Origin of the sequence: Mycobacterium sp. H4Y (assembly GCF_000364405.1) — a bacterium.
GTDB classification, from domain to species: domain Bacteria; phylum Actinomycetota; class Actinomycetes; order Mycobacteriales; family Mycobacteriaceae; genus Mycobacterium; species Mycobacterium intracellulare.
Map to the genome: position 1 here is coordinate 863,473 of NZ_AKIG01000002.1, position 23,639 is coordinate 887,111.

Sequence of the window (23,639 nt, forward strand, 5' to 3'; positions counted from 1 at the left end):
CGACGTTCGACCAGGAGAGAGATCAGGCCTCGGAGAAGTTGCGGGTGACCGACGGGTCGACCGGAATGCCCGGCCCCGTCGTCGTCGACACGGTGATCTTCTTCAGGTAGCGGCCCTTCGACGCGGACGGCTTGAGCCGCAGCACCTCGTCGAGCGCGGCGCCGTAGTTCTCGGCCAGCGACTTCTCGTCGAAGGAGGCCTTGCCGATGACGAAGTGCAGGTTGGCCTGCTTGTCGATGCGGAAGTTGATCTTGCCGCCCTTGATGTCGGCCACGGCCTTGGCGACGTCGGGGGTGACGGTGCCGGTCTTCGGGTTCGGCATCAGGCCGCGCGGACCGAGCACCCGCGCGATGCGGCCGACCTTGGCCATCTGGTCCGGGGTCGCGATCGCGGCGTCGAACTCCAGCCAGCCGCCCTGGATCTTCTCGATCAGGTCGTCGCTGCCGACGATGTCCGCGCCGGCGGCCTGCGCCTGCTCGGCCTTGTCGCCGACCGCGAACACCGCCACCCGGGCGGTCTTGCCGGTGCCGTGCGGCAGGTTCACCGTGCCGCGGACCATCTGGTCGGCCTTGCGCGGGTCGACGCCGAGCCGGATCGCCACCTCGACGGTCGCGTCCTGCTTGCTCGACGACGTTTCCTTGGCGAGCTTGGCCGCCTCCAGCGGGGAGTACAGGCTGTTGCGGTCCACCTTCTCGGCGGCGGCGCGGTATGCCTTGCTGTTCTTGCTCATTGATTCATCCAATCTGGTGTTGGGTCGTGGTTATCGGGCCGAAGCCAGCCCTCCCACGGTGGTGGTGCGGGGTATTACTCGACGGTGTCTTTGCGTCGATTCGTCCTTCCCATACCTACGCTGGGCCTCGTTCCTCGCCCCGCTTCGTCATGCTCGGACTACTCGACGGTGATACCCATCGACCGGGCGGTGCCGGCGATGATCTTGGCGGCCGCGTCGATGTCGTTGGCGTTCAGGTCGGCCTTCTTGGTCTCGGCGATCTCCTTGACCTGATCCCAGCTGACCTTGGCGACCTTGGTCTTGTGCGGCTCGGCCGAACCCTTGCCGACGCCGGCGGCCTTGAGCAGCAGCTTGGCGGCGGGCGGGGTCTTGAGCGCGAAGGTGAAGCTGCGGTCCTCGTAGACCGTGATCTCGACCGGGATGACCTGGCCGCGCTGGTTCTCCGTGGCGGCGTTGTACGCCTTGCAGAACTCCATGATGTTGACGCCGTGCTGACCGAGCGCAGGCCCGACCGGCGGCGCCGGGTTGGCCTGCCCCGCCTGGATCTGAAGCTTGATCAGCCCGACGACTTTCTTCTTCGGGGCCATGAGATGTTGTTCGTTCCTTCCTGGTTTGTGCCCGGCGGAGGCGCCGGTTTAGAGCTTGGAGACTTGGCTGAAGGTCAATTCCACCGGGGTCTCGCGGCCGAAGATCGACACCAGCACCTTGAGTTTCTGCTGTTCGCCGTTGACCTCGCTGATCGTGGCCGGCAGCGTCGCGAACGGGCCGTCCATGACCGTGACCGATTCGCCGACCTCGTAGTCGACCTCGATGGCCGGGCGTTCCAGCCCCCCGGCCTCGGCGGCGGTGGCGGTGGTCGCCGCCCCCTTGGCGGCCTTCTTCGTCGCGCCGCGCGGCAGCAGGAACTTCACCACGTCGTCGAGCGTCAGGGCCGACGGGCGCGACGTCGCCCCGACGAACCCGGTGACGCCGGGGGTGTTGCGCACCGCGGCCCACGAGTCGTCCGTCAGGTCCATGCGCACCAGGATGTAGCCGGGCAGCACCTTGCGATTGACCTGCTTGCGCTGGCCGTTCTTGATCTCGGTGACCTCTTCGGTGGGCACCTCCACCTGGAAGATGTAGTCGCCGACGTCGAGGTTCTGCACCCGCGTTTCGAGGTTGGCTTTGACCTTGTTCTCGTATCCCGCGTAGGAGTGGATGACGTACCAGTCGCCGGGCTTGCTGCGCAGTTCCGCCTTGAGCGCGACGGCCGGGTCGACCTCTTCGGCCGGCTCGTCGGGCGCCCCGGCAGCGTCGGCGGCCTCGTCCGCGGTCGCCTCGTCCGTGGTCGCCTCGGAAACCTCGGAGGTCGCCGTGTCGTCAGAAACCTCGGCAGCTTCCGTGGTCTCTTTCAGGTCGACCGCGTCACCCGCGGACGGGTCACCGTCGAAGCTAGTCACGGTGTGAGTCCTCTCTGTCACTTTTCACAGCGGCGTCGCTCGCTCAGCCGAACACCAACAGCACCAGCTTGGTCAGGCCGAAATCCGCCAGGCCGACCAGCGCCACCATGAAGGCCAGGAAGGCCAGCACGACGGAGGTGTACGTGAGCATCTGCTTGCGGTTGGGCCAGATGACCTTCCGCATCTCCGCAACGACCTGCTTGAGGTAGTTGTAGACGAACAGGAACGGGTTGGCCCGGCTGTCCGCGGATTTCTTCGGCTTGGCGGCCTTCTTGGCTTTGGCGCCCTTCTTGGCCTTGTCCTTGCCGGAGGCTTCGATCTCGTCCGGCGACGCGGCGTCGACATCCTCGCCGGCGTCGGCCGCCTTCTGGCGGGACCGCTTGCCGGTCGGGCGTTGTGGCCGCGTCACCACCGCCGTCCGGACACCGCTCGCGCGGCCCTCCGTCGTGTCAGTGCCGTCGCTTGCGGCGTCGTTGGCAACGTCGCCTTCGTCGCTCACCGCACGCTCCTTTGTTTGCTAGTACCCACCAGAACCGTCCCATCGGTGGCGGCGCACCTTCCAGTGTCCACCATGGCACATGCTCATGCCCATGGTCCGGCTCCGTCCGTCTTCAGCAGGGGCGACAGGACTTGAACCTGCAACCTGCGGTTTTGGAGACCGCTGCTCTGCCAGTTGAGCTACGCCCCTTCGCGGTTGGCAGGCCAACCTGCGCTTACCTACCGGGGCTTACATGACACGCGCGCCTTCCGATTGCTCGACTCACGGAAAGCGCGCTGATGCTGGGAAAACCCCGAGGTCCGAGTGTACATCGACGCGGGAGTCAGATACTAATTACGCCGTTCTGACGACCTGGCCGGACTCCGAGTCCCAACGCAGGTTCGCGGAGTTGTCGCTGAACTGGCTCATCAGCGTGGTGTAGGCCTCCAGGACCACCTCACCCTTGTCGTTGGTGCAGATGTTCTTGGTGACGACGATGTCGGCGCCGAAACGCTCGTCCACCGACAGGATGTCCATGCGGGCCCACAGCTTGTCGCCGGCCTTGATCGGCTTGGAGAACACGAACCGCTGGTCGACCTGGACGATCACCAGCGTCTCCATGCCGATGTCGACGTGCCGGAAGAAATCCAGCTGGACCAGCTTGGCGAAGATGGTCCCGAAGGTCAGCGGCGCGATGATCGCGTCGTGGCCGAGTTCGGCGGCGGCGTCCTCCTCGAAGTGGGCCGGGTGCCGGTTCTTGATGGACAGCGCGAACTGGCGCAGTTGCTCCCGCCCGACGACGAAGTAGTCCGGGTAGCGCCAGATCATCCCCCTGATGTCTGTCTTGAGCGCCATGCGCTACGCCAGGGTCGCGGACGCGATGGCCCTACCGAAGATCTTCTTGCCGCCGGTGGTGGCCGTGAGCGCGATGGTCACGGACTTGGTCTCGGGATCGGTGGACTTGACCCGGCCGCTGAAGACCAGCTCGGCGCCCTTGCCGTCGTTGGGCACCGGCACCACGGCGGTGAACCGCACGTTGTACTCGGTCACCGCGCCGGGGTCACCGATCCATGCGGTGACGTAGCCGCCGCCGATCCCCATGGTCAGCATGCCGTGCGCGATCGCGGTCTCCAGGCCGACGACCTTGGCCATCTCGTCGTCCCAGTGGATCGGGTTCAAGTCGCCGGAGACGCCGGCGTAATTGACCAGATCCTGTCGGGTCAACGGGTAGGTCTTCTCCGGAAGCTGGTCACCCACCTTCACGGAGCTGAACTCACGCAGTGGCATCAGAAAATCCCTCTTCTCCATCCTCGCCGGCACGGCCCGCCAGGGTCGTATAGGTCTCTTGCACGACGTCACCCGCCTCGTTGGTGATGACGTTCTTGGTGACGATGATCTGGGTGCCGTGCGATACCCGCACCGAGTCCACGTAGACGTCGCAGTAGAGCTTGTCCCCGGCGACCAGCGGCGCGAAGAACTTCAGCACCTGGTCGACCTGCACGATCTGGGCGTCCTGGACGGCGACGTTGGCGTGCTTGAAGAAGGCCGTCTGCGCCGTGTAGCCGAACACGCAGACGAAGGTCAGGGGGGCCGGCAGCCCCGAGTAGCCGAGGTCGGCGGCCGCCTTCTCCTCGAAATACGCCGGGTCGTCGTGTTTGACGGCGACCGCGTACTCGCGGATCTTCTCCCGCTCTACCTCGTAATGATCGGGGTAGCGGTAGTGCATCCCGACGATGCTCTCGGTTAACGGCACGGTTCTTAAACTACCTAGTCAATCGGAGTAAACGCTGGCGGGGCGCCGCTAGCGTGTCTCTCGATGCGCCTGGTGCTTACCGCAGTTGGGGCAGAACTTCTTCAGCTCCAGTCGGTCCGGGTCGTTCCGGCGGTTTTTCTTGGTGATGTAGTTGCGGTGCTTGCACACCTCGCATGCCAAGGTGATCTTCGGCCGTACGTCGGTACTGGACGCCATGACGGTTCTCTCTCGATTCTTGAAAAGATCTGTGCTGTTCTGTTGTAGCGATGGCCGGACTCGAACCGGCGACCTAACGATTATGAGTCGTTCGCTCTAACCGACTGAGCTACATCGCCTCTGGCCACCCCGTTTTGGGGTCGGGCCGCCACGCCTGCTCGGCGTCCGCCGAGCCCCCTAACGGAATCGAACCGTTGACCTTTTCCTTACCATGGAAACGCTCTACCGACTGAGCTAAGGGGGCCGTTCACCCGAAGCGATCAGTCGCGCGGGCCTAAAAGAGGGTACAACCTGGCTCGCAGCGGCACCAAACCACGAGTACCGATGGACGGCGACCCGCGGTGGTCACCCGAAATGCCCGGCTCACCCGGTCTCGCTGGAGCGGCGAGGCCGCCACGCGTTGAGGTCGCTGAATTCGTCGTACTCGTCGTCCTCTTCGTAGGAAGCTCCCTCACGAAGCAGGGTGCGCAACGCGAGATTGACGGCCTCACGCGCGTCGGCGACACGGAAGCGCTGGATCGCCTCGTCGACCAAATCGAGGTCGACCTCGATTTCGACCTTCTTCCTCATGCGCCAACAATACCCACTGGCAACGGACCCAACCCGGTGCTCCGAAGGGGTGTCGCGCCGCCGCCGGGCGGCGCGAACAAAGTGGTGGCGGACTACCCGCCGGGCCGCCGCGATCCGGGTCCTAGTCTGGTCACGTGTCAGATGACCGGCTCTACTTCCGTCAACTGCTCGCCGGCCGCGACTTCGCCGCCGGCGACATGTTCGCGACGCAGATGCGCAACTTCGCGTACCTGATCGGCGACCGGCAAACCGGGGATTGTGTGGTCGTCGACCCGGCGTATGCCGCCGGTGATCTCCTCGACACCCTCGAGGCCGACGGCATGCACCTGTCCGGGGTACTGGTGACGCACCACCACCCCGACCACGTCGGCGGATCGATGATGGGCTTCTCGCTGGCCGGCCTGGCCGAACTGCTGGAACGGGCGCCGGTGCCGGTGCACGTCAATACCCATGAGGCGCTGTGGGTTTCGCGAGTCACCGGGATCGGGGTCGGCGACCTGACCGCGCACGAGAACCACGACAAGGTCAGCATCGGCGACATCGAGATCGAGTTGCTGCACACCCCCGGCCACACCCCGGGCAGCCAGTGTTTTCTGCTCGACGGCCGCCTCGTCGCCGGTGACACGTTGTTCCTGGAGGGCTGCGGGCGCACCGACTTCCCCGGCGGCGACTCCGACGAGATGTACCGCAGCCTGCAGCGGCTCGCGACCCTGCCCGGGGACCCGACGGTGTTTCCGGGGCATTGGTATTCGGCGCAGCCCAGTGCCTCGCTGTCGGACGTCAAGCGGTCCAACTATGTGTATCGGGCCGCGGACCTTGACCAATGGCGAATGCTGATGGGTGGGTGATCGCTCGATGGCGCCCCTTCGGCGTCCGGCCCTGTGATATAAGCGGAGGGTGGATTCCATGGGTTGGATCCAGGACAGCTGGCATGGGGTCACGCACGTCGGGTCCAGCACCTGGATAGCGTGGGCAGCGTGGGCGGCGATCGCCCTCGCCGTCGTCACACTGGTCTTCACCAACAGCCAGATCACCCGCAACCGCCGCACCGCCGCGGAGCAGACCCGCCCGCACGTCGGGGTGTTCATGGAGCCGCATTCCGCCGACTGGCACGTGATCGAACTCGTGGTCCGCAACTTCGGCCGGACCGCGGCCTATGACATTCAGTTCTCGTTCGACAATCCGCCGACCGTGGCCGAATACGAAAGCGCCACCGACGGCTACGCCGACGTCGTCGAACTGCGCCTGCCCCGGGAGCTGCCGGTGCTGGCGCCCGGCCAGGAATGGCGCCTGGTGTGGGACTCCGCCCTCGACCGCGCCGAGATCGGCAGCGGCATCGAGTCGCGTTTCACCGGGACCGTCAGCTATTACGACCGCCCCGACCAGCCGCGCGGATGGCGATTCTGGCAGCGCGAGCGTTCCCCCCTGCGCACCGACGTCGTCCTGGACTGGGACGCCCTGCCACCCGTGCAGCGCATCGAGTTGATGACCACCCACGACCTGGCGAAGCGGGAGAAGGAAAAGCTGGAGCTGCTGCGCGGCCTGCTGACCTATTTCCACTACGCCAGCAAGGAGACCCGGCCCGAGGTTTTCCGCAGCGAGATCGAACGGATCAACGCCGCGGTTCGGGAGACCCAAGACCGCTGGCGCACCCGCCAACTCGACGAACCCACCGATGTGAGCCTGCGCTGGAGTAACGCCGAAGACGATCTGGGCAAACACCACAACCAGTCCGCCTGACGGCAAGGAGCAGGAGCACCCATGACCGCCCCGGTCCACTACAGCACCAAGGACTCCCTCGCCGTCATCAGGATGGACGACGGCAAGGTCAACGCGCTGGGCCCGACCATGCAGCGGGCTCTGGGCGACGCGATCGACCAGGCCGAGCGGGACAACGCCGGGGCGCTGGTGATCACCGGCAACGAGCGGGTGTTCAGCGGCGGCTTCGACCTGAAGATCCTCACCTCCGGCGAGGTGCAGCCCGCGATCGACATGTTGCGCGGCGGGTTCGAGCTGGCCTACCGGCTCCTGTCGTTTCCGAAGCCGGTGGTGATGGCGTGCACCGGCCATGCGATCGCGATGGGGGCGTTCCTGTTGTCGTCGGGCGATCACCGGGTGGCGGCCCACGCCTACAACATCCAGGCCAACGAGGTCGCGATCGGCATGGTCATCCCGTATGCCGCGCTGGAGATCATGAAGCTGCGGCTGACGCCGTCGGGGTACCAGCAGGCCGCGGGGCTGGCCAAGACGTTCTTCGGCGAAACCGCCCTTGCCGCAGGCTTTATCGACGAGATCGTGCTGCCCGAAATGGTGCTGGACCGCGCGCAGGAGGCCGCCGCCGAATTCGCCGGCCTCAATCAGCGCGCGCATGCCGCCACCAAGCTGCGCGCCCGGGCCGACGCCCTGGCCGCCATCCGCGCCGGCATCGACGGGATCGAGGCCGAATTCGGGCTCTAGCCCGCTGATTTGCCCCTGGCTGAAGTGGTTTCGGGGCCCGCTGCCGGGGAAGTCCACGCCTGTGGCCACAGATCGCATCGCGGATCCCTGGGGGGCGCGCACCCCGTACGAACCCGGCACCCCATGGCCGGACCGGGTCGACACCTACCTCGCCGACGGCATCACCGCCGAGTCGGTGGACCGCTGGGTGCAATCGGCGGCGGTGCTGCACTCCAACGGCGACGGTCTGGACATCGCCGTCAAGGACGGCCGCATCGTGGGCGTGCGCGGGCGCGCCGTCGACCGCGTCAACCACGGGCGCCTCGACCCCAAGGACCTGTTCGGCTGGCAGGCCAACGCCTCCGCCGACCGGCTCACCACCCCGATGATCAGGGAGCGCGGCGAGCTGAAGCCGTGCGACTGGGACACCGCCATGCAGCGGATCGTCGACCGCAGCAAGCAGCTGCTCGACGGCTACGGCCCCAGCTCGATCGGCTTCTACACGTCCGGACAGTTGTTCCTGGAGGCCTACTACACGCAGGGCGCCATCGCGCACGGCGCGATCGGCACCAACCACGTCGACGGCAACACCCGGCTGTGCACCGCGACGGCGGCCGAGGCGCTGAAGGAGTCGTTCGGCTGCGACGGGCAGCCGGGGTCCTACACCGACGTCGACCACGCCGATGTCATCGCGTTGTTCGGGCACAACGTCGCCGAGACGCAGACGGTGCTGTGGGCGCGGATGCTGGACCGGCTGGCCGGGGCCTCGCCGCCGGCGATCGTCTGCGTCGACCCCCGGCTGACGCCGGTCGCCCGGCACGCCACCGTTCACCTGGCGCCGGTGCCGGGCACCAACGTCGCGTTGATGAACGGGCTGCTGCACGAGATCATCGGCAACGGCTGGATCGACCGGGACTACATCGACTCGCACACGGTCGGTTTCGACGAGCTGCGCGGCCGGGTCGAAGAGTTCGGACCCGAGCGGGTCGCCGACATCTGCGGCGTGCCGGCCGAGGACATCCGGCGCGCCGCGCAGCTGCTCGGCACCGCTAAGCGGCTGCTGTCCACCGTGCTGCAGGGCTTCTACCAGTCGCACCAGGCCACCGCGGCGGCCGTGCAGGTCAACAACATTCACCTGGTGCGCGGCATGCTGGGTAAGCCCGGCTGCGGGGTGCTGCAGATGAACGGGCAGCCGACGGCCGAGAACACCCGCGAATGCGGCGCCGACGGCGACCTGGCCGGTTTCCGCAACTGGTCCAACGACTCCCACGTCGCCGAGCTGGCCGCGTTGTGGAACCTCGAGCCCCTGCAGATTCCGCACTACGCCCCGCCGACGCACGCCATGCAGATGTTCCGCTTCGCCGAGGAGGGGACGCTGCGGATGTTGTGGGTCACCGCCACCAATCCCCTGGTGTCGCTGCCGGAGCTGGCCCGCATCCGCGACATCTTCTCCCAGGAGCGGCTGTTCCTCGTCGTCCAGGACATCTTCCTGACCGAAACCGCCGCGCTGGCCGACGTCGTGTTGCCCGCCGCGGCGTGGGCCGAGAAGACCGGCACCTTCACCAACGCCGACCGCACCGTGCACCTGTCCGAAAAGGCCGTGGATCCACCAGGTTCCGCGCGCCCGGACCTCGACATCTTCCTGGACTACGCGCGCCGGATGGACTTCCGCGACAAGGACGGCCAACCCTTCCCACCCTGGACCGATGCCGAGTCGGCGTTCGAGGCGTGGAAGCAATGCAGCGCGGGGCGGCCGTGCGACTACACCGGTCTGAGCTATGCGAAGCTGCGCGGCGGCAGCGGCATCCAATGGCCTTGCAACACAGAACATCCCGACGGCACCGAGCGTCTCTACGCCGACGCGAAGTTCTGGGCGGAACCCGACTACTGCGAGGCCTACGGCAAAGACATGATCACCGGCGCCCCGCTGCAGCCCGACGAGTACCGCTCGATGAACCCCTACGGCAGGGCGATCATCAAGGCGGCCCAATACGTTCCTCCCCATGAGCGGACCAGCCCGGATTTCCCGTTCGCGCTGATCACCGGACGCACCGTCTACCACTTCCACACCCGCACGAAAACCGCGCGGGCACAGCAACTTCAGCGGGCCGCCCCCGAGGTCTGGGTCGAGGTCTCGGCCGGCGACGCGCGCCGGCTGGGCATCGCCGACGGCGACCTGGTCGAGGTGAGCACGCCGCGGGGCTGCATCAGGTGCGCGGCGCGGGTCTGCGGTATCCGCGACGGCGTGTTGTTCGTGCCCTTCCACTACGGCTATTGGGATGCCGGGACCAACGGGCATCACCGGGCCGGCAACGAACTCACGCTGACCGATTGGGACCCGGTGTCCAAGCAGCCGATCTTCAAGACGGCCGCCGCCCGGCTGCGCAAAAGCCGGATGCGGCGAGCCGGCGGGAACGGCGCCGCCGCCCCGCCCGCGGCGGTTGCCGAAGCCTTGGGGGGTCAGGCGTGAAGCTCAAAATGGCGCTGCGCGAACTGCACCGCTCCGAACGCAAGCTGGCCCACGAACTCAACGTGGTCGCCGCGCGACACCACAGCGACCAGGACGTCAGCCACCTGGCGCAGGACCTGGCCGGCTGGTCACGCCATCACCTCGCCGAGCTGGCGCGGCACGGCCGCCACTACGGCCTGCACCTGTCCACCGATCCCCGCACCGGCGCGGTCACCGGTTTCCTGCAATCGCGCCTCAGCGGCCTGCTGCGGCACCGGCCGGAGCCGGGGCTGATGCTGCTCGCCGACCTACGCCGGATTCACCGCCTGTCCGCGGGGGTGTCGCTGGACTGGGAGCTGCTGGCCCAGGGGGCGCAGGCCGCCAAGGATTCCGAACTGCTGAGCCTGGCCTCGCGCTGTCATCCCGAGACGCTGCGCCAGATGCGCTGGGCCAACGCGATGCTCAAAGAGCTTTCGCCGCAAGTGTTGATGAACTGAAACGGCGAACGCGGTGACCGCCATCGGCGGCCACCGCGTTCCTCTCGCCTCCTCGCCGCCAGTCTGGCACGTGCGCGACGAGCCGTCACTTCACCCGGCGGGGCGACGGCTTACCGGAACCGGTCCAGATAAGCCGGCCAATCCCACGTCGACAGGAACGCCTGCGCCGCCGCATAGCCGCTCTCGTACAGCTCTTCGAGGCGGCCCTTGGGGATGTCGAAGTCGAGCACGCCGACATCGGTCGACTCGACCGCGATGGCGCGGGCCGCCACCCACGGCCGGCTGAGATGGGTCTGGTCGTGGCCGGCCAGCATGGTGGTGACCAGGCTTTCCAGCAACGCCGTCTGTTCGAAGAAGCGCAACGGTTTCAGGGCCGGCATCACCGCGCCGATGCCCTCGGTGAGCCTCGGCAGCACCGTGATCCCGAACGTGGGCCAGCGCGGGGCCCTGCCGTCGGGGCGGTCGAAGGTGTCGATCGGGAAATTCGACAGCACGCCGCCGTCGACCAGGGTGGACGTCGAGCCGTCGGCGCCCGTCAGCTTGACCGGGCGATAGAAGAACGGGATCGCCATCGAGGCGCGCACCGCGTCGGCCACCGGCTGCTCGTCGGGGTCCAGGCCGTAGAGCCGCCGAAAGTCCCACGGGAACCGCACCAGCTGCGCCGCGGTCAGGTCGGCGACGGTGACCACCAGCTTGTCGCGCCGCCCCTCGAGCAGGCGGTCGTCGTCGAGGTGCAGATCGCCGAAGCGGGTGACCCCGAAGTTCTTCAACTCGCTGCGGATCCAGTCGTAGGCCACGTCGCCGCGGTACATGCTGGAATCGGTGACCAGCCCCCAGGCCGCACCCAGGTAGGGCACGGGTCCGGCGTCGCGCCACTTACGCAGGGGGACCGAGAACGCGAGCTCCTTGACCTGCGCGCCGGTCAGCTGCCCATCGGTGGATCCGGCCGCCAGGATCGCCGCGACCACCGAACCGGCCGAGACCCCCGACACCCGCTTGATCGAATACCCGGCATCCATCAGCGCGACGATGGCGCCCACCAGCCCGATGAACTTGACGCCCCCGCCGGAGAGCACCAGATCGACGGGCTTCGGCTGGTGTGCGGTGGATTCCATCTACCGCTCCGACGAAACCCATTGATAGGGAAGGAATTTCCCGTCGAACGTGACCACGACGCGGTCACCGGACGGGTGCGGCTTCTTCTGGATGTCGACACTGAAGTTGATCGCGCTCATGATCCCGTCACCGAACTGTTCGGCGATCAGCTCCTTGAGCGCTCCGCCGTAGACCTGCAGGGCCTCGTAGAAGCGGTAGACGGTCGGGTCGGTCGGTACGGCGGTGGGCAGGCCGCCCCGCATGGGCGCCGCCGCCAGCACGGGCACCACCGACTCGTCGAGGCCGAGCAGCTCGGCCAGGGTCTTTGCTTGCTCGACCGGAATCGGGTGCTGCCCGAGCAACGCCGAGGTCGTCCACACCACCGGCCTGTCGATGGCGTCGGCCAGTTGTTGCCACGTCAGCCCCTTCGCCAGGCGCGCGACGACGATCTGTTCGGTGAGTTCGGTTCTCGTCATGGGTCCCAGCATGCACGCCGGCCCGATCGCGCCTCAGCCCGGTTTGGTCGCGGTGACCAGCCGCGTGGAGAACCACGGGCCGCCGTACCACATCCGCCAGCCGAGGTTGCGCCGCCGCACATTGCGCCAGCCCAGTTCGCGCAGCCGCTCGGCGTGCTGACGCGTCTCCCAGAGGTCCGCGATCGCGAGCCGGCCGCCCGGCCGCAGCACCCGCGCGGCTTCGTCGAGCGCCCGCCGCCGGCCGGCGTGGCCGTCGATGTTGTGGATGGCCAGGTTGCTCACGATCACGTCGACGCTCTCGTCGGCCAGCGGCAGCGCGGTCATGTCGGCGGTGCGCACCTCGACGCGGTCGGCGACGCCTTCGGCGACCGCATTGGCCAGCGTGGCCTGCCGCGAGTTGTCCGTCTGGTCGGCCTGCCACAGGTCGACACCGATCGCGCGGCCCCGCGGCAACCGCTTGGCCGCGGCCAGCAGCACCGCGCCGCGCCCGCACCCGAGGTCGAGCACCGTCTCGTCGCCGGCGAGCCGCAGATCGCGCAGAACCCGGTCCCACACAACGAATTTCCCGGACCGCGTCGCGTACATGTACAGGAGCGCGTTGCCGGCGATGCCGGCGCTCGACACCGCCGCCAGCCCCGCCCGGAGCCGCTTGCCGCGCGCCCAGCTGATCGCGGCCCAGACGGCCAGGGCGACAACTTGAGCGCCGACGCCCAGCGCCTGGGTTCGCGCCGAGAACTTGTGAAACGAACCGTCGACTCCGTAATCGCCCTGGTGGTCATGCATGCCCCTTAGCTTACGACTCAGCAAGTCGCCGAAGGTTTTTCACGCGTCTCACCACCGGCCGTGATGCACCACCTCGGAAAACGGCCGGCGATTCGGTGTGCGGATCGGGCGCAGCGGGCGATCGGCGGGATAGCCCACCCCGAGCAGGAAAGCCACCAGGTGATCGTCGGGAACACCCAGGATGGCGCGCGCCTTCTCCTGATCCCCGACCGACGAGTGGCCGGTCCCGATTCCCAGGTCGGTGGCCGCGATCATCATCGCCATGGTGGCCTGGCCGATGTCGTAGTTGTCGGTGACCACCCGGCGCTCGTCGGGCGGCACCGGCGCCACGATCGCGATCGCGGCCGGCGCCGCGGCGATATGGCCGGCGCCCCGCCAGACCGTGGAAAGCTCCTGCAGCTGGGCGCGGTCGGTGACGATGACGAAGTCCCAGGGCTGACGGTTTTTGGCCGACGGCGCACGCCATCCGGCTTCGGCGATCCGGTCGAGGTCCTCGTCGGAGATCGCCCGCGGCTGATACTCGCGCACATTGCGCCGCGCGCAGATCGCGTCCCAAGCATCCATCTGGTTCCCTCCCTCGCGGCTGTTCCCCAAGTATCGGCGAAGCCCGCCCAAGTTTGCGTACGACGAAATCGGGAAAGTCGTGGTGACGTGGTGAACCACCCGGGCGGGCGGCTCGTGAACAACTGAATGCCCCAAGTCAGAAAGGCGGGTGGCCGCCGTGGCAGAGCACCTGACGCCGCACTTCGAAGAGGTCCAAGCCCACTACGACCTCTCGGACGACTTCTTCCGGTTGTTCCTCGACCCCACCATGACCTACAGCTGCGCGTACTGGGACCGCGGCCGAGATATCACGCTGGAAGAGGCCCAGCTGCGCAAGATCGACCTCTCGCTGGGCAAGCTGGGCCTGCGGCCGGGGATGACGCTGCTGGACGTGGGCTGCGGCTGGGGCGCCACGGCGCGCCGCGCGATCGAGAAGTACGACGTCAACGTCATCGGATTGACCCTGTCGGCACACCAGGCCGCCCACGTGCAGAAGCTCTTCGACTCGATGGACACCGAACGCAGCCGGCGGGTGCTGCTGCACGGCTGGGAGGAGTTCGACGAGCCGGTGGACCGGATCGTCTCCATCGGCGCCTTCGAGCACTTCGGGTACGACCGCTATGACGATTTCTTCGCGATGGCACACCGCCTCCTGCCCGACGACGGGGTGATGCTGCTGCACACGATCACCATGCTGACCCCGCAGCAGATCGTCGAGCGGGGCCTGCCGATGACCGAGGAGCAGACCAGCTTCAACGAATTCATCGCCACGGAGATCTTCCCGGGCGGGCAGTTGCCGGCCATCGAGATCGTCGAGTTCCACGCGTCCAAGATGGGTTTCAACCTCAAACGCCGGCAGTCGCTGCAGCTGCACTACGCCCGGACCCTCGACCACTGGGCCGAGGCCCTGGAGGCCCACCACAGCGAGGCCGTCGCGATCCAGTCCGAAGAGGTGTATCAGCGCTACATGCGCTACCTGACCGGCTGCGCCGACGCGTTCCGGGCCGGCTACATCGACGTCAACCAGTTCACCCTGGCGAAGTAGGCACCCCGCCCCGGGCGCCGGGGTTTATCGTGACAGCGCAATGCCGCTTCATCTGCACCGCGCCGAGCGCACCGATCTGTTGGCCGACGGGCTCGGCGCTCTGCTGGCCGATCCCCCGGCCGACCCGTTCGCCCCCGAGCTCGTCGTGGTCCCGGCGCGCGGGGTGGAGCGCTGGCTGAGCCAGCGGCTGTCGCACGTGCTCGGTCGGGCCCGCGGCGGCGGGGTTTCCGGCGGGGTGTGCGCCGGGGTTTCGTTCCGCAGCCCCGGCTCGCTGATCGCCGAGATCGCCGGCACCGCCGACGACGATCCGTGGTCGCCGGAGGCCATGGCGTGGCCCCTTCTGGAGGCGATCGACCACTCGCTGGACGAACCGTGGTGCCGCCCGCTGGCGACCCATGTCGGTCACTTCCACACCGGCGCGGAGGCCGAGCTGCGCCGGGGGCGCCGGTACGAGGTGGCGCGCCGGTTGGCCGGGCTGTTCGCCTCCTACGCACGGCAGCGCCCGCAACTGCTGATCGACTGGCTGGGCGGCGACCCGGGCGATCTCGATGAGGACCTGCGCTGGCAGCCGGAGCTGTGGCGGGCGCTGGTGTCGCGGGTCGCGGCCGATCCCCCGCACATTCGCCACGCCAAGACCCTCGCGCGGCTGTCCGAGGCGCCCAGTGACCTGCCCGCGCGGCTGTCGCTGTTCGGGCACACCCGGTTGTCGCGCACCGACTCCGAGCTGCTGGCCGCCCTGGCCATCCACCACGAGCTGCACCTGTGGCTGCCGCACCCCAGCGACCGGCTGTGGCGCGCGCTGGCCGGCACGCGCGGGGCGATCCCCCGCCGCGAGGACACCAGCCACCGCGCCGTGGGCCACCCGCTGCTCGCCACCCTGGGGCGGGACCTGCGCGAGCTGCAGCGCGGCCTGCCGGCGGACGCGCAGACCGACGAGTACCTGCCCGGCGAGGCGCGCCCGGACACGCTGCTCGGCTGGGTGCAGTCCGACATCGCCGCCAACGCCGTGCGGCCGCAGGGGCGCGCGCTGGCCGACGACGACCGGTCGGTCCAGATCCACAACTGCCACGGCCCGGCCCGCCAGGTCGATGTGCTGCGCGAGGTGCTGCTCGGCCTGCTGGCCGACGACCCGACGCTCGAACCGCGCGACATCCTGGTGATGTGCCCGGACATCGAAACCTATGCGCCGCTGATCGTGGCCGACTTCGGCCTGGGCGACGTGGTGCACGGCGCGCATCCCGCCCACCAGCTACGGGTGCTCCTGGCGGATCGCTCACTGGTCCAGACCAATTCGCTGCTGGCTGTGGCCTCCCAACTGCTGGGGCTCGCCGGCGGCAGGGTGACGGCCACCGAGGTGCTCAACCTGGCACAGGCCGCCCCGGTGCGCGCCCGGTTCGGGTTCACCGACGACGATCTGGAGGCCATCACCCGCTGGGTGCGGCAGGCCAACATCCGGTGGGGATTGGACCAGGAGCACCGGCGGCCCTACCACGTCGACTTCGTGCACAACACCTGGCGTTTCGGCATCGACCGGATCTTGGCCGGCGTCGCGATGTCCGACGATTCGAACGCATGGATCGACGCGACGCTGCCGCTCGACGACGTGAGCAGCAACCGGGTCCCGTTGGCCGGCCAGTTCGCCGAATTCGTCGCCCGGCTGCACCACGTGGTCGACTCCCTCACCGGCACAAGGACATTGACCGAGTGGCTGGCCACCCTCGCCGGCGCCATCGCCTCGTTGACGCGGGTGCACGAGTCCGAGGAGTGGCAGACCGGTCAGGTGCAACGGGAGTTCGCCGCGGTCCTGGCGCAGGCCGGGTCACGGGGCGGCACGATGCTGCGACTGCCCGACATCCGCGCGCTGCTGACCCGGCACCTCGCCGGGCGCCCCACGCGGGCCAACTTCCGCACCGGCACGCTGACGGTGTGCACCATGGTCCCGATGCGCTCGGTCCCCCACCGGGTGGTGTGCCTGGTCGGCCTGGACGACGGGCTGTTCCCGCGTCTCGGTGTCGTCGACGGGGACGACGCGCTGGCCCGCCGCCCGATGGCCGGGGAACGCGACATCCGTTCGGAGGACCGGCAATTGCTGCTCGACGCGATCGGCGCCGCCACCGAGAAACTGGTGATCACGTACACCGGCGCCAACGAATATTCGGGGCAGCCGCGCCCACCCGCGGTGCCGCTGGCCGAATTGCTGGACGCCCTCGACGTGACGACGCCGACGAAGGTGCGCCACCGCATCGTGATCGAGCATCCGTTGCAGCCGTTCGACGTTCGCAACGTCATCCCCGGCGAACTGGTGCCGAAGGTGCCGTTCAGTTTCGACCCCACGGTGCTGCGCGCGGCGCGCGCGGCCACCGGCGAACACACCGAACAACCCAAATTCGTTGCGGCGCCGCTGCCGCCCCCGCCGGCCGACGACGTCAACCTCGCCGACCTCGTCGGCTTCTTCAAAGACCCGGTGAAGGGCTTCTTCCGCGCCCTGGAATTCACGCTGCCCTACGACGTCGACGGCGTCCAAGACGCCATGCCGGTCGACATCAACGGCCTCGAGGAGTGGACCGTCGGCGACCGGATGCTGGGCGACATCCTGCGCGGGATGAGCCCCGATGACGCGCGGCAGGCCGAATGGCGCCGCGGCACACTGCCCCCCGGCCAGCTGGGCTGGCGCAAGGTCACCGAGATCCGCGACCAGGCCGCCGCGCTGGCGCTCGAGGCGCTGCGGCATCGGCAAGACCACCGATCGGCCGCCGCCTATGACGTCGACGTCGACCTGGGCGCCGGTCGCCGGCTCACCGGCACGGTGTCGCCGGTCTACGACGACGCCCTGGTGTCGGTGACCTATTCGAGGCTGGACGGCAAGCACCTGCTCGAATCGTGGATTCCGTTGCTGGCGTTGGCCGCTCACGACCCCGGCCGCGACTGGTCGGCGGTGTGCATCGGCCGGATGCGCCGCGGCAGAAGCATCCGGGTCGAGGGGCTGGGGCCACCGGACGGCGATCCTGTCGAGGTGCTGCGCGAGCTGGTGACGATCTACGACGCGGGACGGCGGGAACCGATCCCGTTGCCCATCAAGACGTCCTACGCGTGGGCGGCGGCCCGGCACGGCGGCGACGACCCGGCGGCCGAGGCGCGGCGCCGGTGGAAGACCAGCGACCGCTTCCCGGGTGAGGACCAGGCGCCGGCGCACGTGCGGGCGTGGGGGCGCGGCGCGCCGTTGGACGATCTGATGCAGCCGGTGCGGCCGGGCGAGGAGTGCGACGGCGAGGACAACCGGCTCGGCGCGTATGCGGCCCGGCTGTGGCTGCCGATGCTGCGCGCCGAGCGGAAGCTCATCTGATGCAGCGCTTCGACCTGTTGGGCCCGTTGCCGGCCGAGCGCTCAACCACCGTGCTGGAGGCCAGCGCGGGCACCGGCAAGACGTTCGCGTTGGCGGGCCTGGTGACGCGGTATCTCGCCGACGGCGCGGCGAGCCTCGATCAGATGCTGCTCATCACGTTCGGCCGCGCCGCCAGCCAGGAACTGCGGGAACGTGTCCGCTGCCAAATCGTCGCCGCGGTAAGGGTTTTCGCCGACCCGTCGACGGTCGGCGACAACCAGCTGGTGGCGTACCTGCTGGACGGCACGGACGATCAGCGCGCGGCGCGCCGACAGCGTCTCCGCGACGCGCTGGCCGGCTTCGACGCGGCGACCATCGCCACCACCCACCAGTTCTGCCAGCTGGTGCTGCGCTCGCTCGGCGTGGCCGGCGACACCGCCGCCAGCGTGACCCTGCTCGACAGCCTCGACGACCTGGTGACCGAGATCGTCGACGACCTCTACCTGGCGCACTTCGGGCAGGAGCGCGACGACCCGGCGCTGCACTACTCCGAGGCGCTGCGGCTGGCCCGCGAGGTGGTCAACAACCCGTCGACCCAGCTGCGGCCGCGCGACCCGGACCCCGATTCGCGGGCCGCCGTCTGCCTCCGGTTCGCCAATGACGTTCTGGCCGAGCTTGATACGCGCAAGCGCCGGCTGGGAGTCCTCGGCTACGACGACCTGCTGACCCGGCTGGCCGACGCGCTGGCCACCGACGGCTCCCCCGCCCGGCTGCGGATGCACCAGCGTTGGCCGATCGTCATGGTCGACGAGTTCCAGGACACCGACCCGGTGCAATGGCAGGTCATCGACCGCGCGTTCAGCGGGCGCTCCACGGTGATCCTGATCGGCGACCCCAAACAGGCGATCTATGCGTTTCGCGGGGGCGACATCGTGACCTACCTGCGGGCGGCCCAGACGGCGGGTGAGCGCAAGACGCTGGACATCAACTGGCGCAGCGATTCCGCGCTCGTGGCGCGGCTGCAGGTGGTGCTGCGCGGCGCCCAGCTCGGTGACCCCGCGATCGTGGTGAACGATGTCGGCGCGCATCACCGCGGCCACCGGCTCGCCGGCGCGCCCCGCAACGACCCGTTCCGGTTGCGCGTCGTGTCGCGAAAAACACTGGGACGCCGCGGCATTCAAAACCTGCCCATCGACGAACTGCGCGAGCACATCGGCGCCGACCTCGCCGCCGACATCCGCGCCCTGCTCGCCGCCGGCGCCACGTTCGACGGCGAGCCCCTGCAGGCCCGCGACATCGCGGTCATCGTGGAACGGCACCGGGACGCGCACGCCTGCTTCAAGGCCCTGTGCGACGCCGGCGTTCCCGCGGTCTACACCGGCAACACCGACGTGTTCACCTCCGAGGCCGCCGAGGACTGGTTGTGCCTGCTGGAGGCCTTCGACCAACCGCACCGGCCCGGCATGGTCCGCGCCGCCGCGGCGACGATGTTCTTCGGCGAGACGGCCCAAACGCTGGCGGCCGGCGGCGACGCCCTGACGGACCGGATCGCGAAAACGCTGCGGGAGTGGGCCGGTCACGCCCGGGAACGCGGCGTCGCGGCCATCTTCGAGGCCGCCCAGCTGCTGGGTATGCGCGATCGCGTGCTCGGCTGGCGGGGCGGCGAGCGGCACATGACCGACCTGGCGCACGTCACCCAGCTGCTGCAGGAGGTCGCCCACCGCGAGCATTACGGACTGCCGGCGCTGCGCGACTGGCTGCGCCGGCAACGCGACGAGCGTGGCGGCGCCCCCGAACGCAACCGCCGGCTCGACAGCGACGCCGCCGCCGTGCAGATCATGACCGTCTTCGTCAGCAAGGGCCTGCAATATCCGATCGTGTACCTGCCGTTCGCGTTCAACCGCAACACCCAGGACAGCGACGTGGTGCTGTTCCACGACGAGGACGGCACGCGTTGCCTGCACGTCGGCGGCAAGGACAGCCCCGACTTCAAAACCGTTGAGCGGCTGGGCCGTAAAGAGGATGCCAGCGACGACAGCAGGCTGACCTACGTCGCGTTGACCCGGGCGCAGGCACAGGTGGTGGCGTGGTGGTCACCGGCGTACTTCGAGCCCAACGGCGGCCTGTCGCGGCTGCTACGCGGGCGCCGGCCCGGCGACCCGGTCGTTCCGGACCGATGCGAACCCGCGAAGGTCTCCGACGATGACGCACTGGCCCGGTTGCGCGAATGGGAGGCCGCGGGCGGGCCGGTCATCGAGGACTCGGTGGTGGCGCCCGCGCCGTCGCTGCCGCCCGCGCCGGTGCCCCGGCACCTGGACAGCCGCCACTTCCACCGCGCCATCGACACCACGTGGCGGCGCACCTCCTATTCGGGACTGATCCGGGTGGCCCAGGCCAGCGGGGTCGGCAGCGAGCCCGACGTCGCCGGGCTCGACGACGAGGTCGGCGATATCCCGTTGTCCTCCCCGGCCGCCGGGCCGGACGTGCCCTCGCCGATGGCGGACCTTCCGGCGGGCGCGACGTTCGGCTCCCTGGTCCACGCCGTGCTGGAGACGGCCGACCCGTTCGCCGCGGATCTGACCGCCGAGCTCGAGGAGCACATCCGGGAGCATTCGGCGTGGTGGCCGGTCGCCGCGACCCCCGAGGAGCTGGCCGCGGCGATGGTGCCGATGCACGACACCCCGCTGGGACCGCTGGCGGGTGGGTTGACGCTGCGCCGCATCGGGCTCTCGGATCGGTTGCGGGAACTGGACTTCGAGCTTCCGCTGGCTGGCGGCGATCGGCCGTCGGTGGGGCCGGAGGCCCGCCTGGCGGACCTGGCGCCGCTGCTGCGCGAGCACCTGCCGCACGACGATCCGCTGGTGTCGTATGCCGACCGGCTGACGGACCGGGCGCTCGGTGACCAGTCGTTGCGCGGGTACCTCACCGGCTCGATCGACGCCGTGCTCCGGATTCCCGACGGCGCGGGGCACCGCTTCGTGGTGGTGGACTACAAGACCAACCGGCTCGGGGATCCCGAGCGGCCGCTGACGGCCGCCGACTACGACCGGCCGCAAATGGCGGAGGCGATGCTGCACTCGGACTATCCGCTGCAGGCGTTGCTGTACTGCGCGGTGCTGCACCGGTTCCTGCGGTGGCGGATACGCGATTACGACCCGGACAGGCACCTCGGCGGTGTGCTCTACCTGTTCGTGCGCGGCATGTGCGGCGCGGACACCCCGGTGCGCGACGGGCACCCGTGCGGCGTCTTCAGTTGGCGGCCACCGCCGTCGTTGATCACGGCCCTGTCGGACCTGCTCGACGCCCGGACGGTGCCCGCATGACGGCAGACGTGATGTTCGCGACCGGATTGCTGCGCACGTTCAGCGATGCCGGCGTCTTCGAGGCGGCGGACGTGCATGTGGCGCAACGGCTTACCGCGCTCACCGGCGAGTCCGACGAACGGGTCGCCCTGGCGGTCGCGCTGGTGGTGCGCGCGCTGCGGGGCGGTTCGGTCTGCGTCGATCTCCGCGCCACGCCCGGGCTGCTCGGCGACGCCGAGCTGCCGTGGCCCGGCGCCGACGACTGGCTGGCGGCGGTGCAGGCCAGCGCGTTACTCGGGCCGCCGCCGGTGCTGCGGTTTTTCGGCGATCTGCTGTACTTCGACCGGTACTGGCTCGAGGAGGAGCAGGTGTGCACCGACCTGCTGGCCCTGTCGGCGTCGCCGGTCGGCATCGAATCGTCCAGTTACGAACGGCTTTTCGAGCCCGGGTACGAGGAGCAGCGGGCCGCCGCCGAAATCGCGGTGTCGCAGGCGGTGACCGTGCTGACCGGCGGCCCCGGCACCGGCAAGACCACCACGATCGCGCGGCTGCTCGCCCTGCTCCTCGAGCATGCCGAGCGGGCCGGGATGCCGCCGCCCCGGATCGCGCTGGCCGCACCGACCGGCAAGGCGGCGGCGCGGCTGGCCGAGGCGGTGGCCGCGGGAGCCCGCCGGCTCGGCGCGGCCGACCGGGCGCGGCTGGCCGGCCTGTCCGGGACCACGCTGCACCGGCTGCTGGGTCCCCGGCCGGATACGTCGGTGCGGTTCAAGCACAATCGCGCCAACCGGCTGCCGCACGACGTCATCGTGGTGGACGAGACGTCGATGGTGTCGTTGACGATGATGGCCCGGCTGGCCGAAGCGGTCCGCCCGGACTCCCGGTTGATTCTGGTCGGCGACCCGGACCAGTTGGCCTCGGTGGAGGCGGGCGCCGTGCTGGCCGACCTGGTGGACGGGCTGTCCGCCCGCGGCGACGTGCGGGTGGCCGCCCTGCGCACGCCGCACCGATACGGCACGTCGATCGGCGCGCTGGCCGAGGCGATCCGGGTCGGCGACGCGGACCGGGTGGTGGAGCTGCTGGCGGCCGGGGGCGAGCACGTCGAGTGGGTGGATGCACAGCGCCCGGCCGATCGGCTGCGCGAGGTGCTCGTCGCGCACGCGCTGCGGCTGCGGTCGGCCGCGCTGCTGGGCGCGGCCGACGAGGCGCTGGCCACGCTGGACGAACACCGGCTGCTGTGCGCGCACCGCGAGGGCCCGTACGGGGCGACGCACTGGAACACGTTGGTGCAGAAGTGGATTGCCGAGGCGACGGGGCAGCCGGCATGGTCGCAGTGGTACGCCGGGCGCCCGCTGCTGGTGACCGCCAACGACTACGGCCTGCGGCTCTACAACGGCGACACCGGTGTGGCGGTGGCCGGCGCGGAGGGCCTGCGGGCGGTCATCGCCGGTGCCAGCGGGCCGCTAGACTTCGCGACCAGCCGTCTCGGCGAGGTGGAGACGATGCACGCCATGACCATCCACAAGAGTCAGGGCAGCCAGGCCGACGAGGTGACCGTGCTGATACCGCCGGAGGATTCGCGACTGCTGACGCGGGAACTGTTCTACACGGCCGTCACCCGGGCGCAGACCAGGGTGCGGGTGGTCGGGCCCGAGGCCTCGGTGCGCGCGGCGATCGAGCGCCGGGCGATGCGGGCCACCGGATTGCGGCAACGGCTGCGGGCCGACGCCGCCGCGACGTGACGGATGGCGGGGGCGCGGGCGACGGTCCCGCCCCGGCGTCCCAACCCGTCTCGCGGCGGGGCCCGGTCGTGCGCCTCGCCGTGTTCGCGGCCTTCCTGGCCGTGGTGTTCTACCTGGTGGCCGTCGCGCACGTCATCGACATCGAGGAGATCCGGCGGGTGGTGTCGGCCACCGGGCCGGCGGCCCCGCTGACCTACGTCGTGGTCTCGGCGGTGGCCGGGGCGCTGTTCGTGCCGGGCTCGATTCTGGCCGCGGGCAGCGGATTGTTGTTCGGTCCGCTACTGGGCGTGTTCGTGACGCTGGGCGCGACGGTGGGCACCGCGATCGTGGCGAGTTTCGTCGGCCGCCGGGCGGGTCGCGACAGCGCCCGGGCGCTGCTGGGCGCGCAGCGCGCCGACCGCTTCGACGCCCTGATCGGGCGCCGGGGGCTGTGGGCGGTGGTCGGGCAGCGTTTCGTTCCCGGCATCTCGGACGCGCTGGCCTCGTACGCGTTCGGGGCGTTCGGAGTTCCGTTGTGGCAGATGGCCGTTGGCGCGTTCATCGGTTCGGTTCCGCGGGCCTTCGTCTACACTGCACTGGGCGCCTCGATCGGCAACCGGTCGTCGCCGCTGGCCTACGCGGCGATCGCGGTGTGGTGCGTGAGCGCCATCGTCGGCGCGTTCGCCGCCCACCGCGGGTACCGGAGATGGCGCGCTCACGCCGGCCGTGACGCGGACACCGGTTCGCCAGAGCCGGGTTCCGAAGCCCGCTAGCCAACCAGCCGGGC

General features: G+C 69.4%; 22 protein-coding genes, 3 tRNA genes and 1 pseudogene. 10 read left to right on the top strand and 16 right to left on the bottom strand.

Features of this window, described 5'->3' with window-relative positions:
- Positions 1-22: 22 nt before the first annotated feature.
- The 12 genes from rplA to W7U_RS17950 form a co-directional block, all read right to left on the bottom strand.
- Positions 23-730 (bottom strand): 50S ribosomal protein L1, encoded by a 708-nt coding sequence (gene rplA, locus W7U_RS17895; RefSeq protein WP_008260906.1) that lies wholly within the window; start codon positions 728-730, stop codon positions 23-25.
- A gap of 158 nt (positions 731-888) precedes the next feature.
- Complete coding sequence (rplK, locus tag W7U_RS17900; protein ID WP_007767860.1) at positions 889-1,317, bottom strand: 50S ribosomal protein L11; 429 nt, start codon at positions 1,315-1,317, stop codon at positions 889-891.
- A 48-nt stretch (positions 1,318-1,365) separates the two neighbouring features.
- Entirely contained in the window at positions 1,366-2,169 is an 804-nt protein-coding gene (gene nusG / locus W7U_RS17905; RefSeq protein WP_008260910.1) for a transcription termination/antitermination protein NusG, read from the bottom strand.
- Between the two features lie 43 nt (positions 2,170-2,212).
- Positions 2,213-2,668 (bottom strand): preprotein translocase subunit SecE, encoded by a 456-nt coding sequence (secE, locus tag W7U_RS17910; RefSeq protein WP_008260921.1) that lies wholly within the window; start codon positions 2,666-2,668, stop codon positions 2,213-2,215.
- Between the two features lie 116 nt (positions 2,669-2,784).
- A tRNA-Trp gene (locus W7U_RS17915) sits at positions 2,785-2,857 on the bottom strand.
- Between the two features lie 144 nt (positions 2,858-3,001).
- A complete protein-coding gene (gene hadC / locus W7U_RS17920; RefSeq protein WP_008260923.1) occupies positions 3,002-3,502 on the bottom strand; it encodes a (3R)-hydroxyacyl-ACP dehydratase subunit HadC in 501 nt (166 codons plus the stop codon).
- A 3-nt stretch (positions 3,503-3,505) separates the two neighbouring features.
- The gene (gene hadB, locus W7U_RS17925; RefSeq protein ID WP_008260930.1) at positions 3,506-3,934 is read right to left on the bottom strand and encodes a (3R)-hydroxyacyl-ACP dehydratase subunit HadB; all 429 of its coding nucleotides are present in this window, start codon (positions 3,932-3,934) and stop codon (positions 3,506-3,508) included.
- On the bottom strand, positions 3,921-4,400 hold the full coding sequence (gene hadA, locus W7U_RS17930) for a (3R)-hydroxyacyl-ACP dehydratase subunit HadA (protein WP_008260931.1): 480 nt from the start codon (positions 4,398-4,400) through the stop codon (positions 3,921-3,923). Before hadA ends, hadB begins: the two co-directional genes overlap by 14 nt.
- 48 nt (positions 4,401-4,448) lie before the next feature.
- On the bottom strand, positions 4,449-4,616 hold the full coding sequence (rpmG, locus tag W7U_RS17935; RefSeq protein ID WP_003898538.1) for a 50S ribosomal protein L33: 168 nt from the start codon (positions 4,614-4,616) through the stop codon (positions 4,449-4,451).
- A gap of 45 nt (positions 4,617-4,661) precedes the next feature.
- Positions 4,662-4,735, bottom strand: a tRNA-Met gene (locus tag W7U_RS17940).
- A gap of 52 nt (positions 4,736-4,787) precedes the next feature.
- Positions 4,788-4,860: transfer RNA gene (locus tag W7U_RS17945), tRNA-Thr, on the bottom strand.
- A 119-nt stretch (positions 4,861-4,979) separates the two neighbouring features.
- On the bottom strand, positions 4,980-5,186 hold the full coding sequence (locus W7U_RS17950) for a type II toxin-antitoxin system VapB family antitoxin (RefSeq protein ID WP_008260951.1): 207 nt from the start codon (positions 5,184-5,186) through the stop codon (positions 4,980-4,982).
- Positions 5,187-5,320: 134 nt separating this feature from the next.
- On the opposite strand from W7U_RS17950, the gene W7U_RS17955 reads away from it, so the two are divergent.
- The 5 genes and pseudogenes from W7U_RS17955 to W7U_RS17975 all read left to right on the top strand — a co-directional run bounded on the left by W7U_RS17955 (position 5,321) and on the right by W7U_RS17975 (position 10,568).
- Positions 5,321-6,034 (top strand): MBL fold metallo-hydrolase, encoded by a 714-nt coding sequence (locus W7U_RS17955; protein WP_008260952.1) that lies wholly within the window; start codon positions 5,321-5,323, stop codon positions 6,032-6,034.
- A 58-nt stretch (positions 6,035-6,092) separates the two neighbouring features.
- Positions 6,093-6,931: pseudogene (locus W7U_RS17960) on the top strand (hypothetical protein); the annotation flags it as partial.
- A 16-nt stretch (positions 6,932-6,947) separates the two neighbouring features.
- The gene (locus W7U_RS17965) at positions 6,948-7,643 is read left to right on the top strand and encodes a crotonase/enoyl-CoA hydratase family protein (RefSeq protein ID WP_008260954.1); all 696 of its coding nucleotides are present in this window, start codon (positions 6,948-6,950) and stop codon (positions 7,641-7,643) included.
- Positions 7,644-7,704: 61 nt separating this feature from the next.
- Positions 7,705-10,092, top strand: a complete 2,388-nt coding sequence (locus tag W7U_RS17970; protein ID WP_008260957.1) for a nitrate reductase — start codon at positions 7,705-7,707, stop codon at positions 10,090-10,092.
- Positions 10,089-10,568 (top strand): hypothetical protein, encoded by a 480-nt coding sequence (locus W7U_RS17975; protein WP_008260959.1) that lies wholly within the window; start codon positions 10,089-10,091, stop codon positions 10,566-10,568. The genes W7U_RS17970 and W7U_RS17975 overlap by 4 nt, the downstream gene beginning before the upstream one ends.
- A 110-nt stretch (positions 10,569-10,678) precedes the next feature.
- Here the strand turns inward: W7U_RS17975 and W7U_RS17980 are convergent, their stop codons facing one another.
- The 4 genes from W7U_RS17980 to W7U_RS17995 are packed head-to-tail and all read right to left on the bottom strand — an operon-like array spanning position 10,679 to position 13,486.
- Complete coding sequence (locus W7U_RS17980; RefSeq protein WP_008260961.1) at positions 10,679-11,683, bottom strand: patatin-like phospholipase family protein; 1,005 nt, start codon at positions 11,681-11,683, stop codon at positions 10,679-10,681.
- Positions 11,684-12,151, bottom strand: coding sequence for a cyanase (gene cynS / locus W7U_RS17985; RefSeq protein ID WP_014385825.1), 468 nt, complete (start codon positions 12,149-12,151; stop codon positions 11,684-11,686).
- Between the two features lie 21 nt (positions 12,152-12,172).
- A complete protein-coding gene (locus W7U_RS17990; protein ID WP_008260964.1) occupies positions 12,173-12,922 on the bottom strand; it encodes a class I SAM-dependent methyltransferase in 750 nt (249 codons plus the stop codon).
- 48 nt (positions 12,923-12,970) lie between these two features.
- The gene (locus tag W7U_RS17995; protein WP_008260966.1) at positions 12,971-13,486 is read right to left on the bottom strand and encodes a nitroreductase family protein; all 516 of its coding nucleotides are present in this window, start codon (positions 13,484-13,486) and stop codon (positions 12,971-12,973) included.
- A gap of 157 nt (positions 13,487-13,643) precedes the next feature.
- Here W7U_RS17995 and W7U_RS18000 point away from each other — a divergent pair, with 157 nt between their 5' ends.
- From W7U_RS18000 to W7U_RS18020, 5 genes are read left to right on the top strand one after another with little or no spacing between them, the layout of a single operon-like run.
- Positions 13,644-14,510 carry a cyclopropane mycolic acid synthase family methyltransferase gene (locus W7U_RS18000; RefSeq protein ID WP_008260968.1) on the top strand — a complete coding sequence of 289 codons (867 nt, stop codon included), beginning with the start codon at positions 13,644-13,646 and terminating at the stop codon, positions 14,508-14,510.
- A gap of 40 nt (positions 14,511-14,550) precedes the next feature.
- Entirely contained in the window at positions 14,551-17,853 is a 3,303-nt protein-coding gene (gene recC / locus W7U_RS18005) for an exodeoxyribonuclease V subunit gamma (protein ID WP_008260970.1), read from the top strand.
- A complete protein-coding gene (gene recB / locus W7U_RS18010; protein WP_008260972.1) occupies positions 17,853-21,155 on the top strand; it encodes an exodeoxyribonuclease V subunit beta in 3,303 nt (1,100 codons plus the stop codon). The genes recC and recB overlap by 1 nt, the downstream gene beginning before the upstream one ends.
- Positions 21,152-22,873 (top strand): exodeoxyribonuclease V subunit alpha, encoded by a 1,722-nt coding sequence (gene recD, locus W7U_RS18015; protein ID WP_020823625.1) that lies wholly within the window; start codon positions 21,152-21,154, stop codon positions 22,871-22,873. The genes recB and recD overlap by 4 nt, the downstream gene beginning before the upstream one ends.
- Complete coding sequence (locus W7U_RS18020; RefSeq protein WP_008260976.1) at positions 22,870-23,625, top strand: TVP38/TMEM64 family protein; 756 nt, start codon at positions 22,870-22,872, stop codon at positions 23,623-23,625. The genes recD and W7U_RS18020 overlap by 4 nt, the downstream gene beginning before the upstream one ends.
- Positions 23,626-23,639 lie beyond the last annotated feature (14 nt).

Bases quoted from the DNA above. Each gene is read 5' to 3' on its own strand.
- W7U_RS17990 (WP_008260964.1), bottom strand. From the start codon at position 12,922: ATGCATGACCACCAGGGCGATTACGGAGTCGACGGTTCGTTTCACAAG.
- hadC (WP_008260923.1), bottom strand. From the start codon at position 3,502: ATGGCGCTCAAGACAGACATCAGGGGGATGATCTGGCGCTACCCGGAC.
- W7U_RS17995 (WP_008260966.1), bottom strand. From the start codon at position 13,486: ATGGATGCTTGGGACGCGATCTGCGCGCGGCGCAATGTGCGCGAGTAT.
- hadB (WP_008260930.1), bottom strand. From the start codon at position 3,934: ATGCCACTGCGTGAGTTCAGCTCCGTGAAGGTGGGTGACCAGCTTCCG.
- recC (WP_008260970.1), top strand. From the start codon at position 14,551: ATGCCGCTTCATCTGCACCGCGCCGAGCGCACCGATCTGTTGGCCGAC.
- recD (WP_020823625.1), top strand. From the start codon at position 21,152: ATGACGGCAGACGTGATGTTCGCGACCGGATTGCTGCGCACGTTCAGC.
- rplK (WP_007767860.1), bottom strand. From the start codon at position 1,317: ATGGCCCCGAAGAAGAAAGTCGTCGGGCTGATCAAGCTTCAGATCCAG.
- rpmG (WP_003898538.1), bottom strand. From the start codon at position 4,616: ATGGCGTCCAGTACCGACGTACGGCCGAAGATCACCTTGGCATGCGAG.
- W7U_RS17980 (WP_008260961.1), bottom strand. From the start codon at position 11,683: ATGGAATCCACCGCACACCAGCCGAAGCCCGTCGATCTGGTGCTCTCC.
- cynS (WP_014385825.1), bottom strand. From the start codon at position 12,151: ATGCTGGGACCCATGACGAGAACCGAACTCACCGAACAGATCGTCGTC.
- recB (WP_008260972.1), top strand. From the start codon at position 17,853: ATGCAGCGCTTCGACCTGTTGGGCCCGTTGCCGGCCGAGCGCTCAACC.
- rplA (WP_008260906.1), bottom strand. From the start codon at position 730: ATGAGCAAGAACAGCAAGGCATACCGCGCCGCCGCCGAGAAGGTGGAC.
- W7U_RS17965 (WP_008260954.1), top strand. From the start codon at position 6,948: ATGACCGCCCCGGTCCACTACAGCACCAAGGACTCCCTCGCCGTCATC.
- W7U_RS17950 (WP_008260951.1), bottom strand. From the start codon at position 5,186: ATGAGGAAGAAGGTCGAAATCGAGGTCGACCTCGATTTGGTCGACGAG.